At 73.7% G+C, this 17,020-nt stretch carries 12 protein-coding genes; 6 read left to right on the plus strand and 6 right to left on the minus strand.

Going from position 1 to position 17,020, the window contains the following annotated elements; translation table 11 throughout:
• The first annotated feature begins 314 nt into the window (after positions 1-314).
• Positions 315-1,208 carry an alpha/beta fold hydrolase gene (locus OHA30_RS05250; RefSeq protein WP_328912622.1) on the plus strand — a complete coding sequence of 298 codons (894 nt, stop codon included), beginning with the start codon at positions 315-317 and terminating at the stop codon, positions 1,206-1,208.
• Positions 1,209-1,428: 220 nt separating this feature from the next.
• On the opposite strand, the gene OHA30_RS05255 is transcribed toward OHA30_RS05250, so the two are convergent.
• Genes OHA30_RS05255 through OHA30_RS05270 form a run of 4 tightly spaced genes read right to left on the minus strand, consistent with a single transcriptional unit; the run spans position 1,429 to position 6,587 of the window.
• Entirely contained in the window at positions 1,429-2,352 is a 924-nt protein-coding gene (locus tag OHA30_RS05255) for a S66 peptidase family protein (RefSeq protein ID WP_328917732.1), read from the minus strand.
• Positions 2,353-2,393: 41 nt separating this feature from the next.
• On the minus strand, positions 2,394-4,388 hold the full coding sequence (locus OHA30_RS05260; protein ID WP_328912623.1) for a prolyl oligopeptidase family serine peptidase: 1,995 nt from the start codon (positions 4,386-4,388) through the stop codon (positions 2,394-2,396).
• Positions 4,385-5,761 carry a M20/M25/M40 family metallo-hydrolase gene (locus OHA30_RS05265; RefSeq protein WP_328912624.1) on the minus strand — a complete coding sequence of 459 codons (1,377 nt, stop codon included), beginning with the start codon at positions 5,759-5,761 and terminating at the stop codon, positions 4,385-4,387. The genes OHA30_RS05260 and OHA30_RS05265 overlap by 4 nt, the downstream gene beginning before the upstream one ends.
• On the minus strand, positions 5,754-6,587 hold the full coding sequence (locus OHA30_RS05270) for a M55 family metallopeptidase (RefSeq protein ID WP_328912625.1): 834 nt from the start codon (positions 6,585-6,587) through the stop codon (positions 5,754-5,756). The genes OHA30_RS05265 and OHA30_RS05270 overlap by 8 nt, the downstream gene beginning before the upstream one ends.
• A gap of 55 nt (positions 6,588-6,642) precedes the next feature.
• Here OHA30_RS05270 and OHA30_RS05275 point away from each other — a divergent pair, with 55 nt between their 5' ends.
• The gene (locus tag OHA30_RS05275) at positions 6,643-6,786 is read left to right on the plus strand and encodes a hypothetical protein (protein WP_328912626.1); all 144 of its coding nucleotides are present in this window, start codon (positions 6,643-6,645) and stop codon (positions 6,784-6,786) included.
• Between the two features lie 671 nt (positions 6,787-7,457).
• Positions 7,458-9,179, plus strand: a complete 1,722-nt coding sequence (locus OHA30_RS05280) for an MFS transporter (protein WP_328912627.1) — start codon at positions 7,458-7,460, stop codon at positions 9,177-9,179.
• 108 nt (positions 9,180-9,287) lie between these two features.
• On the opposite strand, the gene OHA30_RS05285 is transcribed toward OHA30_RS05280, so the two are convergent.
• Both OHA30_RS05285 and OHA30_RS05290 read right to left on the minus strand, forming a co-directional pair.
• The gene (locus OHA30_RS05285) at positions 9,288-11,780 is read right to left on the minus strand and encodes an MFS transporter (protein WP_405785787.1); all 2,493 of its coding nucleotides are present in this window, start codon (positions 11,778-11,780) and stop codon (positions 9,288-9,290) included.
• Between the two features lie 159 nt (positions 11,781-11,939).
• Positions 11,940-12,398 (minus strand): SRPBCC family protein, encoded by a 459-nt coding sequence (locus OHA30_RS05290; protein ID WP_328912628.1) that lies wholly within the window; start codon positions 12,396-12,398, stop codon positions 11,940-11,942.
• Positions 12,399-12,525: 127 nt separating this feature from the next.
• Here OHA30_RS05290 and OHA30_RS05295 point away from each other — a divergent pair, with 127 nt between their 5' ends.
• The 3 genes from OHA30_RS05295 (at position 12,526) to OHA30_RS05305 (ending at position 16,926) form a co-directional block, all read left to right on the plus strand.
• A complete protein-coding gene (locus tag OHA30_RS05295) occupies positions 12,526-13,596 on the plus strand; it encodes an Rv2578c family radical SAM protein (RefSeq protein ID WP_328912629.1) in 1,071 nt (356 codons plus the stop codon).
• 19 nt (positions 13,597-13,615) lie between these two features.
• Positions 13,616-14,131 carry a GNAT family N-acetyltransferase gene (locus OHA30_RS05300; RefSeq protein ID WP_328912630.1) on the plus strand — a complete coding sequence of 172 codons (516 nt, stop codon included), beginning with the start codon at positions 13,616-13,618 and terminating at the stop codon, positions 14,129-14,131.
• A gap of 977 nt (positions 14,132-15,108) precedes the next feature.
• On the plus strand, positions 15,109-16,926 hold the full coding sequence (locus OHA30_RS05305; protein ID WP_328912631.1) for a 3-hydroxyacyl-CoA dehydrogenase family protein: 1,818 nt from the start codon (positions 15,109-15,111) through the stop codon (positions 16,924-16,926).
• Positions 16,927-17,020 lie beyond the last annotated feature (94 nt).

Here is a 17,020-nt window from a genome sequence, read left to right on the forward strand (position 1 = left end):
TGCTTGTCACGGGGCTGGGCGCCGTCGCCGTCCGCACATCCGTGCGGGGTGCGGCCCGCCTGCGGCGGGCCGATGTTCCCGCCCCGCCCCACCCGTGCGGGTTTCGTACTCAGGTGCGGGTGGCCCCTATGGGGGTGCCCGCCGTCGGCGGCCGCAGGTCCACGCGTCGGGGAAGCGACCCAAACCGCATCCGGCTGGACGGGTGGCGGCGGCGAAGGCCCGCCACCCTAATGGCATCATCGTCAACCTTCCATTAGGGTGGCGATCAGCGGCGACACTACGTCGCCGCGCTCCACGGGGAGGGACACGCGCTCATGCCCGCACTGCGACTGCCACGAGTGGCACACCGCTTCACCGAGGTGAACGGCCTGCGGATCTTCTACCGGGAGGCCGGCCCAGCGGACGCCCCCGTACTGCTCCTGCTGCACGGCTTCCCCTCGGCCTCGCACCAGTACCGACGGCTGATCGACGCTCTCGGCGCCGACTACCGGGTGATCGCCCCGGACTACCCGGGCTTCGGCCACAGCGCGCTGCCCGCCGACCGTGGGTGGTCGTTCGAACGGCTCGCCGACGCCGTCGAGGGCTTCTGCCGGGCGCTGGAGCTCGACCGTTTCACCCTCTACGCCTTCGACTTCGGCGCCCCCGTCGGCTTCCGCCTCGCCACCCGGCACCCGGAGTGGATCGCTGGCCTGGTCGTACAGAACGGCAATGTGTACGAGGACGGGCTCAGCGACATGGCCCGGGGCTTCGTGGCCGAGGCGCCCGAGGTCGAGGGAGCCGAGAAGCGGGTACGGGACCTGCTGACGCTCGCGGTCACCCGGGGGCAGTACGAGGGCGGCGCCTCGGACCCGGCCACCGTCGCGCCCGAGGGATGGACCCTCGACCAGCACTTCCTGGACCTGCCCGACCGCAAGGACATCCAGGTCGACCTGGCGTTCGACTACAAGAGCAATGTGGCGCTCTACCCGCGCTGGCAGCGGTGGCTGCGGGAGCACCGGCCGCCGCTGCTCGTGGTGTGGGGCGCGCGGGACGCCTTCTTCACCGTGGCGGGGGCGCGGGCGTTTCTGCGGGACGTCCCCGAGGCGGAGCTGCACCTCTTCCCGACCGGGCACTTCGCGCTCGAAGAGCACGTCGGCGAGATCGCGCCGCTCGTCGCGGACTTCCTCGACCGGACGTGGGCCGACGTGCCGGTGGCGGCGGCCCGCTGACCCCCGCGCGGTGACCGGTGCGACCACTGCGCGGGGCATGGCCGCGGACAGGAACACGTATGTCGACCCGGCCGGTACCGCGACGCGCACTTCGGCGTGCGGCCGCCCCCGCGCCGCCCGCCCCCGCGCCGGCCGTACGCCGGCCGCCCGCCCCGCGGAGAGCGGAGAAGCGACGCCGCTCCCCCACCGGTCGACGCCGCCCCGGCGGGAAACCTCGGCCTCACACCAGCGCGGGCACCTCCAGCGTCAGCGTCCCCGCGTCCGCGTCGAGGAGGGCCGGCACGCCGAGCGGGACGGTGAGCGTGGACGGGCTGTGCCCGAAGCCCAGTTCCTCCACGATCGGCACCCCGAGACCGCCGAGCAGGTCCAGGAAGAGCGCGCGCACCTCGTCGTAGGGCCCGCAGTCCTGCCAGGAGCCCAGCACGATCCCGGCGACGCCCTCCAGCCAGCCGGAGCGCAGGAGTTGGGTGAGGATGCGGTCGAGCCGGTAGGGCTCCTCGCCGACGTCCTCCAGGACGAGCAGACCGCCCGCGGCGGACGGCCGCGCGTACGGCGTGCCCAGGTCGGCCGCGAGCAGGCTGACGCACCCGCCGAGGGTGACCCCGCGCGCCCGGCCCGGCACCAGCGTGCGCGCGCCCGCCGAGGTCAGCTCACGTGTGTCCTGCGGCGCGAAGAGCGTGCGCCGCAGATGCTCCTGGGTGGCGCGGTCGTGGAGGAACGTCTCGGTGGCCGCCATCGGCCCGTGCAGCGTGGCCAGCCCCAGCCGGGTGGCGAACGCCTCGTGCAGCGCGGTGATGTCGCTGTAGCCGATGAACGCCTTGGGCCGCGCCGCCCCCATCTCCTCCCAGTCCAGCAGGTCCACCATGCGCTGCACCCCGTAGCCGCCCCGGGCGCACAGCACGGCCGCGAGGTCCGGGTCGCACCAGGCGTCCTGGAGGTCGTCGGCGCGGGCCCGGTCCTCGCCGGCCAGATACCCGGACCGGTGGGCGTCCAGCACATGCGGGAACACCACCGGCTCCAAGCCCCACCCGCGCAGCACGGCGAGTCCCGCGTCGAGCCGGTCGCGCGGTACGGGTCCGCTGGGCGCGACGACGGCTATCCGGTCGCCGGGGACCAGCCGCCGGGGCCGGATCAGCGCGGGCACCGGCACTCCGACCACGTCGGCCACCCGTTTCAGGCGCTCGCTCACCAGGTCAGCTCCAGCTCCGGAATCCCGGCCGGGTGGAAGCCGAAGACCCGTCCGTAGAGGGCGAGTTCGGACTCCAGGGCGGTGACCATGGTGTCGAGGCGGCGGAAGCCGTGGCTCTCCCCGGCGAAGGTCAGATACGCGTGCGGGATCCCGCGCCCGGCGACCGCGGTCAGGAACCTCTCGCACTGCACGGGCGGGCAGATCGGGTCGTCCAGGCCCTGGAGCAGCAGGAAGGGCACGGTGATCCGGTCGCCGTGGCTGACCGGGGAGCGGTCCCGGTAGCGCTCGGGCACCTCGGCCAGCGGCCCGATCAGCGACTCCAGGTAGTGGGACTCGAAGTCGTGGGTCTCGCCGCCGGCCGGGGACCAGCCGGACAGGTCGAGGATCGGGTAGATGACGGTGCCGCAGGCGTAGGTGCCGGTCGTGGTGAGCGCGGCGGCGCTGGTCCAGCCGCCCGCGCTGCCGCCCCGGACGGCCAGCCGCGCGGGGTCCGCGGCGCCCTCGGCGACGAGTCCTTCGGCGACCGCCGCGCAGTCCTCGACGTCGACGACGCCCCACTGCTCGCGCAGCCGGTTGCGGTACGCGCGGCCGTAGCCGGTGGAGCCGCCGTAGTTGACCTCGGCGACGCCGATACCGCGGGAGGTGAAGTAGGCGATCTCCAGGTCGAGGACCATCGCGGCGCGGCTGGTGGGGCCGCCGTGCGCCCACACCGCATAGGGGGCCGGGCCGGTCGCGCCGGCGTCCGGGTTGCGCGGCGGGTAGATGTGCGCGTGCACCTCGCGTCCGCCGGGCCCGGTGAAGACCCGGTCGAGGGCGTCCGGCAGATAGGCGGGGTCGACGGTGTCGTGGTGGGCGTTGCCGAGGACACGGGTCCGGCCGGTGGCCGCGTCCAGCTCCACGATCTCGTACGAGGTGCGGGCGCTCGCGGCGACACCGATGACGCGGCTGCCGGTGACCGCGAGGGTGGGGTTCCACTCGGTCCAGCGGCCGCCCGCGTCGGTGACCTCGCCGGTGGCGGGGTCGAGCAGGCCGAGCCGGGGGGCGCCGACACCGTGCAGGACGGCGACCAGGCCGTCGTGCAGCGGGCGGAACCAGCGCTGGCCGAGCTTCCACAGCGCGCCGGCGAACTCCTCCTCGCGCGGGCACAGATTGACGGCCTCGCCGCTGACCGGGTCGACCCGGTGGAGGTTCCACCAGCCGGTGCGGTCGGTCGCGGCCAGCAGGGTGCCGTCGGCCGCCCACTCGACCTGGGCGACGGATTCCTCGGGGCCGCCGATCAGGGTGCGGGCGGGCCCGAAGGTCCCGTCGGCCGCCGTGTCGGCGATCCTCAGCTCGGTGCCGTCCCACGGCATCCTCGGGTGGTCCCAGGCCAGCCACGCGGCCTGCCGCCCGTCCGGGGACAGCCGCGGCCCGGTGACGAACCGGTGGGTGTCCGCGGCGAGTTCGCGTACCGCGCCGCGGTCGTCCGCCGCCGAGCCGTCCAGCGGTACGGCGGCCGGCACCCGGCGGCAGTCGCCCGGGCCCTCGCCGGTGAACTCCTCCAGGACGCCCCAGACCTCGCCGCGGTCCGGGTGGATCGCCAGATCCGCCCAGCGCAGTCCGCCGCCCACCGGGGACAGCGGGGTCAGCGGGCGCGGCGCGGGGTCGGGTCCGTCCGGCCGGAAGGCGTAGAGCCGCTGGTCGGGGTGGTGGACGAAGACGATCAGCGGGGAGCCGTCGAGCACGGCGCCGGCCCAGGGCGTGCCGCCGTACTCGATGACGCGGCTGCGGACGTTCCAGGGCGCGGGCAGCGGGCACTGCTCGCTGCCGTCGGGCAGCCGGCGGATCAGCGCGCGGCGGCCCTCCTCGGCGGGCCGGGGCGCGGTCCACCACACCTCGTCGCCGACCACGCCGACGAATTCGGGGCTTCCGTCGTGGGCGGCGGCGGTGGCCGCGTCGATGGGGGACGGCCAGCTGCCGTGGACCGGGTGCTGCCCGGTGGCGGAGGTCATGCCCGGGGCTCCTCTCGGGTGTCGCCGCGCAGGAAGCGGTCGAGGACGTGGACGCCGAAGTGCAGGGCGTCGACGGGTACCCGCTCGTCCACGCCGTGGAAGAGCGCCTGGTAGTCGAAGTCCGGGGGCAGCTTCAGCGGCGAGAAGCCGTAGCCGGTGATGCCGAGCCGGGAGAACTGCTTGGCGTCGGTGCCGCCGGACATGCAGTACGGCACGACGTGCGCCTGGGGGTCGAAGTGGCCGAGCGCCTCGCGCATGGCGGCGAAGGTGGGCGAGTCGACCGGGGCCTCCAGCGGCACCTCGCGGTGGGCGTACTCCCAGGAGACATGCGGGCCGGTGAGCCGGTCCATGGTGGTGACGAACTCGTCCTCGCCGCCGGGCAGTACGCGTCCGTCGACATAGGCGGTGGCCGAGCCCGGGACGACGTTCACCTTGTAGCCGGCCTGGAGCATGGTCGGGTTGGCGCTGTTGCGGACGGTGGACCGGACCAGCGAGGCGGTCGGGCCGAGCCGGGCGAGCAGCACGTCCACGTCGGCGAAGTCGGCGGACTCCCCGTGGAGCGCGGCGAGTTCGGTCAGCGCGGCCCGTACGGTGTCGGTGATCCTGACCGGCCAGCGGTGTTCGCCGATCCGGGTGATGGCGGCGGCGAGGTGACTGACCGCGTTGTCGTGGTTGACCTTGGAGCCGTGGCCCGCCGTGCCGTGCGCGGTGAGCTTGAGCCAGGCGGTGCCGCGCTCGCCCGCGGCGACGGGGTAGATCCGCAGGGTGTCGCTCGCGTGGAAGGTGTAGGCGCCGGACTCGCTGATGCCCTCGGTGCAGCCCTCGAAGAGGTCGGCGTGGCGGTCGGCGAGGAATCCGGAGCCGTAGGAGGCGCTGTCCTCCTCGTCCGCGGTGAAGGCCAGCACGATGTCGCGCCGGGGGCGCAGGCCCGAGCGGGCCCAGGCGCGGACAGTGGCGAGCACCATCGCGTCCATGTTCTTCATGTCGATGGCGCCGCGGCCCCAGACGACGCCGTCGCGGATCTCGCCGGAGAACGGGTGGACGGACCAGTCCGCGGCCTCGGCGGGCACCACGTCGAGGTGGCCGTGGACGAGCAGGGCGTCGGCGGCCGGGTCGGTGCCGGCGATCCTGGCCACGACATTGGCCCGGCCGGGCGCGGACTCCAGGACGCGCGGCTCGATCCCGGCGTCGGCCAGCTGCTCGGCGACGTACTCGGCGGCGGGCCGTTCGTTGCCGTCGCCGCCGCCGCGGTTGGTGGTGTCGATACGGATCAGGTCGGAGGTGAAGCGGACCACTTCGTCCAGCGCCCGGCCGTCCACGGCGGACCGCCCCTCGCTCGGGACCGGAAGGGTGTCCACGGACTGCTCAGCCATACTGCTCCTCCACGGCCTGCGACACGAGTGTGGTGACGGCCTTGAAGGCCCTGATCGCCTCGTACATGGTGGGCAGCGTGTAGGCCACCCGCCGCTCCCCCGCGCGCTCCACGCCGGGCACCACGGTGGCGGCTCCGGCCAGGTGCACGGCGTCGAACTCCAGTTCCACCGTGAAGGGTCCGGCCGCGGCCGGTTCGTGGCGCACGGCGAGCGCGGCCGCCTCCTTGGCCGCGGCCCGGATGTCGGCGGCGGTGCGCGCGGGCGGGCGGCACACGGCCGCGTACCGGGACACGTAGTCCTTCACCGCGACCGTACGGGCCCGGGGGGCGTAGCTCCGCGCGTCGATCCCCGTGCGGTCGTCGCCGGTCACCAGCACGACGGGGACCCCGTACTCGGCGACGACCAGCGCGTTGAGGTACCCCTCGCTGGCCGGCGCTCCGTTGACCCACACGCCCGTGATGGAGTTGGCGAGGTAGGTGTGGGCGAGGACGCCCTCGGTCCCGGCGCCGGTGTGATAGCCGACGAACGCGATGCCGTCCACGTCGCCGTGCTGGACGCCCTCGACCATGGACAGGTCCTTGTGCCGGCCGGTGAGCATCTGGGCGCGCTCGTCCAGCTGCTCCAGCAGCAGATTGCGCATGGTCCAGTGCGCCTCGTTGACGAGCACGTCGTCGGCGCCGCCGTCGAAGAAGCCCGCGACGGCGGCGTTGACGTCGGAGGTGAACATATGGCGGCAGCGCTGCCACTGCTCGCTGCCGGGCAGCACGTCGGCCGGCCAGGTCACACCGGTCGCGCCTTCCATGTCCGCCGAGATCAGGATCTTCATGTCACGTCACGTTACGCGGCGGCGGGAGCACCCCACCAGGGGCTTCGGGCAGCCTGTGGATAACTTCAATGGTCTATACCTGCTGAAGTCGGCCCGCGCGCCCGTCACCAGCGCGTTCCGCGCCGCCCGGCGGCGCACCCAGCGGCGCCGTGAACTCGGCCGCCACGGGCGCCCGTTCACCCTCCGCGACGAGCCGTGACCCGACGGCCGGACAGCCGGCCCTGCGCCCGCCACCCTCCGCCGCCAACGACCGCGCGAAAACAGGTCCACCCGCCCCCCGGCCCGAAATTTGGCGTGATTCATTCGAACACGGCAGCCGGTCCGCCCCCGCCGAACCGGGACCACACCCCGCCTGGCCGCCGCGCGACCCGGCACGAGCCCGCCGACCAGCGCCCCCGCGGACCGTCCGACGACTCCCCGCGGCGGCCGCACCCCCGCTCACCGCCGCCCGATTCGTCCCTCGAACGGCCGAACGGCCGACGCGCGCCCGTACTCCTGTACGACAGTGGCCCCACCGTGCCCACGAACCCCACCGCAAGGGGGAACCGACCGTAAAAAGGTGGCGGATCACCGCTGTCCATGGTTCGTTGGGCTCGTTCTCCCGGCATCCACGAGCCGTGCCCGGGCCGGCGGCGGTACTTCTCCGGCACTCCCCGACCCACGCTTCACACCGCCGCCGCCACCGTACGACCGGGTCCCGCCGAGAGGGAGAGCGCGCGCCGATTCGCGCGCCCGCCCCCGCGCGGGCAACCGAACGGGCCGTGCTAGCGTCCAAACTCTCTGTTCGAACTCTGCTCCTCGGTAGGAGTTCGATCCCGCCGGACAGGGGGTCCGGACGGGACACTCCGCACTGTTTCCGGAAGAGGCCTCGTGACCACCTGGCAGCCCGCACGCACGGCCGCCGTACGGAGACCGGTGGCACTCCTCCGGCGGGTGGACCTGCGCCACCCGGTGTGGATCGCCACCGCGCTGGCCGCCGTGCTGCATGTGCTGTGGGCGTTCTTCCTCGCCAAGGACTCCGGCGACATGGCCGCGCAGTACGCCTGGACGGACTTCATACGGGCACACCCGTCGGCCTCGTACAACCTGTCCTGGTACGGCGGCATGCACCCCGCCTCCTACAGCATCCTGTCGCCGTACATCATGGCCGCGCTCGGGGTGCGGATGACCGCGGTGATCGCGGGGACGCTGTCGGCGACGGTCTCGGCGGTGCTGCTGACCCGGCTGCCGGTCAGACGGCCGATGTGGCCGGTGCTGTGGACCACGTTCGCTCTTTGGTGTGATGTGGTGTCCGGCCGGGTGACGTTCGCCCTGGGCATTCTCTTCGCCCTGGTGGCGACCGCGCTGCTCTTCCCGGCAGAGCGCTCGGTGCGCGGCCGCTCGCCCCGGCTGGCGACGGCCACCGCGATGGCCGCCCTGGCCACCATGTGCAGCCCGGTGGCGGGGCTGTTCCTGCTGGTGGTGGCCGGCTCGATGTTCCTCATCGGGCGCCGCAAGGACGCCTACATACTGGCCGCCGCCCCGCCGCTGGTGGTCGCAGCCACCTCGCTGCTCTTCCCCTTCTACGGGGTGCAGCCCTTCGCCTGGTACTTCGCCATCATCCCGCTGGCCATCTCCGTGGTGATCGGCCTGGTCGTTCCCCGGGCCTGGCGGACGGTCCTGGTGGGCGCCTGGGTGTACTCGATCGGCATCGTGCTGACCTGGGTGATCCCCTCGCCCATCGGCAGCAATGTGGAACGGCTCGCGCTGCTCTTCGGCGGCACCGTGCTGCTGATCGTCGCCATGGGCAGCGCCTGGGGCACCCGGCGCACCCTCGCGCTGTGGCTGGCCTTCGCCGGGGCCGCGTCGTGGCAGATCGTCAAGCCGATAGTCGACCAGGTGACCACCTCGGCGGTGACCTCCACCGTCCGGCACGCGGCCCCGCTCATCGCCGAGCTGCGCGAGGTGCGGGCCGACCGTGGCCGGGTCGAGGTCGTCCCGCTGCGCTCGCACTGGGAGGCGTCCGGCCTGTCGCCGTACGTCAACCTGGCCCGCGGCTGGAACCGGCAGGCCGATGTGGAGCGCAATCCGCTCTTCTACGACGGCACGCTGAGCGCCGAGACCTACCGTGACTGGCTGCGCCGCTGGAGCGTCAACTACGTGGTGCTGCCCTCGGCCAAGCCGGACGGTGCCGCCGTCGCCGAGGCGAAGATCGTGGCGGCGGGCCAGGAGTGGCTGCACCCGGTCTGGCAGGACGCGCACTGGAAGCTGTACGAGGTCACCGGCGCGGACCCGATGGCCGACCCGCCCGCGATCGTGAACCAGGCGGGCCCCGCCGAGCTGACCGTGACGATGCCGAGGCCCGGCTCCGTGGTGCTGCGCATCCCCTGGTCGCCGGTGCTGGGCATCGAGGGCGCCACCGACACCAAGCACGGCTGTCTGGCCCCCGACGGCGACTGGACCCGGCTCTACGCGCCCTCGCCCGGCACCTACCGGATCGGCGGGAGCTACGCGCTGATCCGCGGCACGCAGTGCGACAAGGACGAGATCAAGGAGCACGGCCGGCCGGGCGGGGACGGCAGCCCGGCCGACATCGGCCCGGACGCGGGCTGAACACGCGGCCGGGCCGGGCGGCAAACGGCCGCCCGGCCCGGCTGACCCGCGCTTTCCGGCCCGGCCGATACCTGCTCGGCTGACCGGTCGGCCTGCCGGCCGCGCCCCTCAGTCCGCGTGGCCGAGCTGGAGGTCGCGCTCGGTCCGCCCGCCGCCCGCGACCTGGAGGACGGTGGCCACCGGCGGGTAGCCGGCGGCGATCACCGTGTACTCGCCGGCCGCCAGGTCCACGAAGCGGAAGTGGCCGTCGGCGGCCGTGGTGACCGAGTCCACCACATTGCCCGCCGCGTCCAGCAGGGTGACCCGGGCGTCCTCGACCAGCCGGCCGCCCGGCGCCCGTACGATGCCGCGCAGCGACGCGCCGCCCGCCAGCTCGACGTCCTGCCGGGTCTCGCGGGACGCCTGCACGGACACCGGCAGCGCGGCGGGCCGGAAGGCGGGCGCGCTGGCGGCCAGGGTGTATTCGCCCGCGACCAGCTCGGTGAGCGCGTAGAGCCCCTCACGGCCGCTGCGGGAGGTGGCGACGACATCGCCGCGCACGTCGGTGAGGGTGACGATCGCGTCCCTGACCGGGGTGCCGTCCGCGGTGTGCACGGTCCCGGCGAGCCGGCCGGCGCCGCCGAGCACCACGTCGAGTTCGACCGGATGGTCCCCGACGGTGACGCTCACGGCCTGCGGCTGGTGGCCGCCCGCGGCGGCGATCAGCACATAGCTCCCGCTGCCCGGCGTGCTCAGCGCGTACCTGCCGTCCTGGGCGGTGGCACCCCGCCCGATCTGGCGTCCGATGCCGTCGATCAGGGTGAGCGCGGCGCGGCCCACGCTGGTGCCGTCGGAGTGCCGGACGGTCCCGCAGACGGGCACTCCCCCGCCCGGGGCGCGCCGGGCCCCGGGGACCTCGGCCCCGGTGGGGAAGGTGTCCGTCGCGGCGGGGGCCGTGTACCCGCCGCCGGGCGTCCCGCCGAGGTCGTAGCCGGGTTCGTATCCGGATTCGTACGCGGGGTCGTACGCCGTCTGGGCGGCGGGGCCGTGCTGGGACACCAGGGGTTTCTCCTTGAGCAGGAAGGCGAAGAGGAAGCCGAGCACGAGCACCGGCACCAGATAGAGGAAGATCCGGGGCATGGCGTCGGCGTACGCGGCGATGTAGCCGTCGCGTACCGGTCCGGGCAGGGTGCGGACCAGCTGTGGGGTGACCGACTGGGGGTCGGGCAGCCGCACGCCGTGCGGAAGTTCGACGGCGAGACGTTTGGTGAGGCGGTCGGCGAAGAGGGTGCCGAAGACGGCCGCGCCCACCGAGCCGCCGATCTGGCGGAAGTAGTTGTTGGCGCTGGTGGCGGAGCCGATGTCGGACGGCCGCACCGAGTTCTGCACGGCGAGCACCAGCACCGGCAGGATCAGACCGATGCCCAGGCCGAGCACCGCCATGTAGACGCTGTACTGGGCGCGGCCGGTCCCCGCGTCCAGCAGGGACAGCAGATACATGCCGGCCGCCGACAGGGCGCCGCCGACGACGGGGAAGACCTTGTACCGGCCGGTGCGGCTGATCAGCTGGCCGCCGGCGATCGAGGCGACCACCACGCCGAGCATCATCGGCAGCATGAGCAGCCCGGAGCCGGTGGCGCTCGCGCCTTCGACCATCTGGAGGAAGGTCGGCAGATAGCTGGCCGCGCCGAAGAGGGCGACGCCGACGACCCCGCCGATCAGCGCGGTGACGTTGAAGACGCCGTCGCGAAAGAGCCTTAGCGGAATGACCGGTTCTTCGGCGAAGTGTTCGACGAGGACGAAGAGCAGGGCGCAGACCACCGCCCCCGCGGCGAGCGCCAGGATCTCCCGGGACCGCCAGCCGTACGTCGAACCGCCCCAGGTGGTCAGCAGCACCAGGCAGGTGGACCCGGCCGCCAGCAGCAGCGCGCCCAGGACGTCGAGCTTGGGGCGGGTCTCGGGCTTGGGGAGCTTGAGCACCAGGGTGATCACCACGAGGGTGACCAGGCCGAAGGGCACATTGATCGAGAAGCACCAGCGCCAGGAGGCGTGGTCGGTGAAGAAGCCGCCGAGCAGCGGTCCCGCCACCGACGCGACACCGAAGGCGGCGCCGATCAGGCCCATGTAGCGGCCGCGCTGCCGGGGCGGGACGATGTCGGCCATGATCGCCTGTACGCCGATCATCAGACCGCCGCCTCCGACGCCCTGGATGGCGCGGAAGGCGATCAGCTCGTCCATCGTGCGGGACCAGGCGGCCAGCGCGGAGCCCGCGACGAACACCAGGATCGCGAACTGGAAGACGATCTTGCGGCCGAAGAGGTCGCCGAGCTTGCCGTAGACGGGCAGGCCGATGGTGGAGGCCAGCAGATAGGCCGTGACGACCCAGGACATCCGGTCCAGGCCGTGCAGTTCGCCGACGATCTTCGGCAGGGCCGTGGCCACGATCATCTGGTCGAGGGCGGCCAGCAGCAGGGCCAGCATCAGGCCGAGGAAGACCAGGCGGACCCGGCGCGGGGGCAGCTCCGCGGGGGGCCGGACCGCGTCCGGGACCGGGTCCCGGGGCGGTCCGTCCGCCTCACCGGTCACCGCCGCCGTACGCTCGATCAGCGTGCTGCCGCTCACTGCCGCTCCCCTCGTCACGCCTGCCTCGCCACCGTTGCCCGCATGAGGCGACAACGACGGACAGGCGCGGCGATTCTCAGGAAGTAGGCAGAACCACCCGTATCAGTGAACGGGCGCGTGACCGATCGACTCCGGGGCCGTTACCGGCCCCGGCGGCGGTCAGCCGCTGGTCGCGGGCTGTTCCACCTTGGCGGCGAGGGCGGCGAGCACCTCGTCGTAGATCCGGTTGAGACCCTTGGGTGCGAACGTGCGCTCGAAGAAGCCGCCCACGCCGGTCGCACCCTGCCAGGAGGTGGCCACGACGACCCGGCTGCGGCCCTCGCCCGCCGGGGTGACGGTCCAGGTGGTCACCAGGGTGGAGTTGCGGTCGGTCTCGACCAGTTGGCCTGGGGTGGGCGCGGTGACGTCGAACAGGCAGTCGCGGACACGCTTGCTCGTGGCCTGGAGCCTCCAGTGCACGAGGGTGCCCGCGCCCTGGCCGCCCTCGCGCACCTCGTACTCGCTGAACTGCCCGGGAAGTACCTCGCCGCGGGTGCCGGCGTAGTCGGCGAGGGCGTCGTACACCCGCTCCGGCTCCGCTGCGACGATCCGCTCCGTGGTGGCCTCGACCTGCGCCATGACGTCTCCTCGGTTCTGTGTCCGCACGCGTTCCGCACGCGCCGCACAAGCCAACCACATCCGCTTTTCGAATCTGTGTTCTATTATGGGGGCAAGGTTGCGGGGGCTGACACGGAAGGAGGCCGCGATGCGCTGGCAACAGCTGAGCGGTGACGACTCCACGGGGGCGCTCTTCGGGACGGGCGCGGTGACCCGGACCTTCGACACCCCGGAGTTCCGCGGCATCACCTTCCACGAGATACGGGCCCGGACGATCCTCAACCGGGTGCCGGGCGCCTCGCGGATGCCGTTCGAATGGACGATCAACCCGTACCGGGGGTGCAGCCACGCGTGCGTCTACTGCTTCGCGCGGCGCACCCACAGCTATCTGGACCTCGACACCGGGCTGGACTTCGACACGCAGATCGTGGTGAAGACGAACGCGCCTGATCTCCTTGGGCGCGAACTCGCCTCGCCGCGCTGGAAGGGCGAGCACGTCGCCATGGGTACGAATGTCGACTGCTACCAGCGGGCGGAGGGCCGGTACCGGCTGATGCCGGGCATCCTCGCGGCCCTGCGGGACCGGGCCAACCCGTTCTCGATCCTGACCAAGGGGTCGCTGGTGCTGCGGGACCTCGACGTGCTGCGGCAGGCCGCACGCGTCACCGAGGTGTCCGTCGCGCTGTCCGTCGGCTTCCTCGACAACGGGCTGTGGCGCAGCGTGGAACCGGGCACGCCGTCGCCGCAGACACGGCTGGCGGTCTGCCGCACCCTCAACGAGAACGGCATCTCCTCGGCCGTCCTGATGGCCCCCGTGCTGCCCTTCCTCAGCGACTCGCCGGAGCAACTGCGGGCGACGGTACGGGAGATCGCCGCCGCGGGCGCCACGTCGATCACGCCGCTGGTGCTGCATCTGCGGCCGGGCGCGCGTGAGTGGTACATGGCCTGGCTGGCCCGCAACCATCCGCGTCTCGTACGGCGCTACGAGACGATGTACGCGGACGGCTCCTATGCGCCGAAGTGGTATCAGCGGCAGGTCACCCGCCAGGTGCACGAGTTCGCCGCCGAGTTCGGCTGCGGTCCCACCCGGCGCGGCCAGGCCCGGCGGCCGGCGGACCCCGACGAACCGCCGGCGGCGGACCCCGGGTACGGGTCCGAGGCGCGGTCCGCGCCGGGCTCCCCGCCGGAGCCGGAGAATACCCAGCTCACGCTGATGTGATCTCTCCTAGAGTCGGTCCATGGCGCTCATACGGTTGATGACCGAGGCCGATGTCCCGGCCGTGTCCAGGATACGGGTACGGGGCTGGCGGGCCGCGTACGGAGGGATCGTGCCGCGGAGCTATCTCGACGCCATGGACGCGGACGAGGACGCGGCCAGGCGTCGGGAGTTCCTCGCGCACTCGGCGGGCCGGGTGCGCGATCTCGTCGCCGTGGAGGCGGACGAGGTCGTCGGCTGGGCGGCCTTCGGCCCGTACCGCGGGGAGGACACGGGCGCCGAGAACGGTGAGCTGTACGCCCTCTATGTGCGGCCCGAGTCGATCGGTACGGGGATCGGGCGGGCGCTGACCGCCGCGGTGCTGGAACAGTCGGCCGAACTCGGGCGGCGGACCGTGGCGTTGTGGGTGCTCGCCGACAACGCGCGGGCCCGGCGTTTCTACGCGGCGGCGGGATTCGCCCCGGACGGCGCGGAGATGACCGACACATACGACGGCGTCCCCCTCCGCGAACTCCGCTACACCATCCCCCTCCCCTGACCCCGCGGGCCTCCGCCACCGCCGGGCCACGCGCCCCCGCAGGGGCACCCCGTCGGGGCCGTACGGCTCCCCGCCCGGACGGGGGCCCACCACCGCGCCCCGCCGCGCGCGGCCGCGAGCCCGGCGGTTTCCCCCACGCCCGGCCGCAGGCCGCACGGCCACGCGCGAGCGCCAAGGATCGCGCCCCGCCAGCCGCGCGGCTGAGCCCGCCACCGCGGGGGCGCCCCTGTCGGAGCCCCACATGACTGCCCACTCACGGCCGCAGCCGCCGCGCGCGGGCGCAAGGCCCCGCAGTTCCCCGCCCGCGCGACCGCAAGGGTCGCGCCCAGCCAGCCGCGCGGCTGAGCCCGCGCACGACCGCCCACCCACTGGTAGCCGCAGGCCGCACGGCCGCGCCCGGGCGCGGGCCCGACAGCTCCCCCATGCCCGACCGCAAGCCGCACCGCCGCGCCCGGGCGCGAGGCCCCGCAACTCCCCGCCCACGCCCAGCCGCAGGCCGCACGGCCGCGCGCGAGCGCCAAGGATCGCAGGCCCGCCCACCCGCGCGCTGGGCCCGCCCCCGCAGGGGCACCCCCCGTCGGGGCCGCACGACTGCCCGCCCCGCGGCCGCAGGCCGCAATCGCCGCGCCCGGGCGCGGGCGGTTCTCCCATGGCCGGCCGCAGGCCAATCCGCTCAGATGTGAGGCGTCGAGATCACATGCGCGGAAGGGTAGCGCGCAGGTTACCCGTCGGTTTACGCTCGGAGACGTGCACGGCGGTCTGGTGACGCAGCCGCCGCGCACCCGTGAGAACCCGTAGGACCCGTAAGAAACACAGTCGGTTCGGCATCATCGCGGCGCGGCCCCGGGACAGGGCGCGCCGGCAGTTCGGGCGGGCGCGCACACCTTTCGCGCCCGGCCCGCGACTCCACCCCCACTCCACCAGCGCCGTGCGCGCGTATCCGCGCCCGCGCTGCCCTCTGCCCCTGGAGTCCCGCGATGGACCGTCCGTCCACCCCGTCAGCGTCACCCTCTCCCACCGCCTCCCCTTCCCTGATCGCCGTGGTCGGCCTCGGCACCATGGGCACCGGCATCGCCGAGGTCCTGGCCCGCGCCGGGCACGAGGTCGTCGGCATCGACCTCAGCCCCGCGGCCGCCCGCCGGGCCGTGACCGCCCTGGAGCGTTCCACCGCCCGGGCCGTGGAGCGCGGCAGGCTCTCCGCGGCCGAGCGCACGGCCGCGCTCGGCCGCTTCCGCACCTTCCCCGAGCTGCGGGCCGCCGCCGAGGCCGACCTCGTCATCGAGGTGGTCGACGAGCGCTACGACACCAAGCGCGAGGTCTTCACCGCGCTCGACCGGATCCTGCGGCCCGGCGCGATCCTGGCCACCGGCACCAACGCGCTGTCGGTGACCCGCCTGGCCGCCGAGACCTCCCGCCCGGACCGCGTGCTCGGCCTGCACTTCTTCGCGCCCGCGCCGGTCATGAAGCTGGTCGAGGTGGTCTCGACCGTGCTGACCTCGCCGGAGGCCACCGCGACCGTCACCGCGCTGGTCCGCGGCCTCGGCAAGGAGCCGGTCCCGGTCGGCGACCGGCCGGGCTTCATCGCCGACGGACTGCTCTTCGGCTATCTCAACCAGGCCGCCGCGATGTACGAGGCCAAGTACGCCACCCGCGAGGACATCGACGCGGCGATGCGGCTGGGCTGCGGTCTGCCGATGGGCCCGCTGGCGCTGCTCGACCTGATCGGGATCGACACGGCCACGACCGTGCTGGACGCGATGTACGAGGCCAGCGGGGACCGGCTGCACGCGCCCGCCCCCGTGCTGCGGCAGCTGACGGCGGCCGGGCTGCTGGGCCGCAAGTCGGGGCGCGGCTTCTACACCTATCGGGCGCCGGGCGGCGCGGCCGTGGTGCCGGACGCGCAGACGCCGGGCGAGCGCCACTCGCGCGGCGCCGGGCGGCCCGTGCGCACGGTGGGTGTGGCCGGCTCCGGCACCATGGCGACGGGCATGGCCGAGGTCTTCGCCAAGGCCGGTTTCGCCGTCGCGCTGGCCGCCCGCACCCCGGAGAAGGCCGAGGCCGCCGTCGCCCGGATGGCCGCGTCGCTCGACCGCTCGGTCGCCAAGGGACGGCTGACCCAGTTGCGGCGGGACGAGGCCGTGGCCCGGGTGACGGCCGCCGGGTCGTACGACATCCTCGCGGACGCCGATCTGGTGGTGGAGGCGGTCGCGGAGGATCTGCTCGTGAAGCAGGAGCTCTTCCGGGTGCTGGACAAGGTGTGCCGGCCGGGTGCGGTGCTGGCCACCACGACCTCCTCGCTGCCGGTGGTGGCCGTCGCCCGGGCCACCGGCCGCCCGTGGGACGTCGTCGGGATGCACTTCTTCAACCCGGCCCCCGCGATGCGGCTGGTCGAGGTCGTGCGGACGGTGCTGACCGGCGAGGAGGTGATCGCCACCGTCCACGAGGTGTGCGGCGCCCTCGGCAAGCAGGCCGTGGACTGCGGCGACCGGGCGGGCTTCATCGTCAACGCGCTGCTCTTCCCGTATCTGAACAACGCCGTGAAGATGCTCCAGGACCACTACGCGAGCGTGGACGCGATCGACGCGGCGATGAAGCTCGGCGGCGGCTATCCGATGGGCCCGTTCGAGCTGCTGGACGTGGTGGGCCTGGATGTGTCGCTGGCGATCGAACAGGTGCTGCACGAGGAGTTCCGCGACCCCGGCCTGGCCCCGGCGCCGCTGCTGGAGCACCTGGTGTCCGCGGGCTGCCTGGGCCGCAAGACCGGCCGCGGCTTCCGTGAGCACGCCGGGCGCTGACCACGCGGATGGCCAGGACCGGGTCTCCCGTCCGGCCGGCCGGGACGGATTCCCACCGGCCGCCGGGCGGGACGCCCGGGCGTGTTACGTTCCC

This window comes from Streptomyces sp. NBC_00223, from assembly GCF_036199905.1.
In the GTDB taxonomy this organism is placed as follows: domain Bacteria; phylum Actinomycetota; class Actinomycetes; order Streptomycetales; family Streptomycetaceae; genus Actinacidiphila.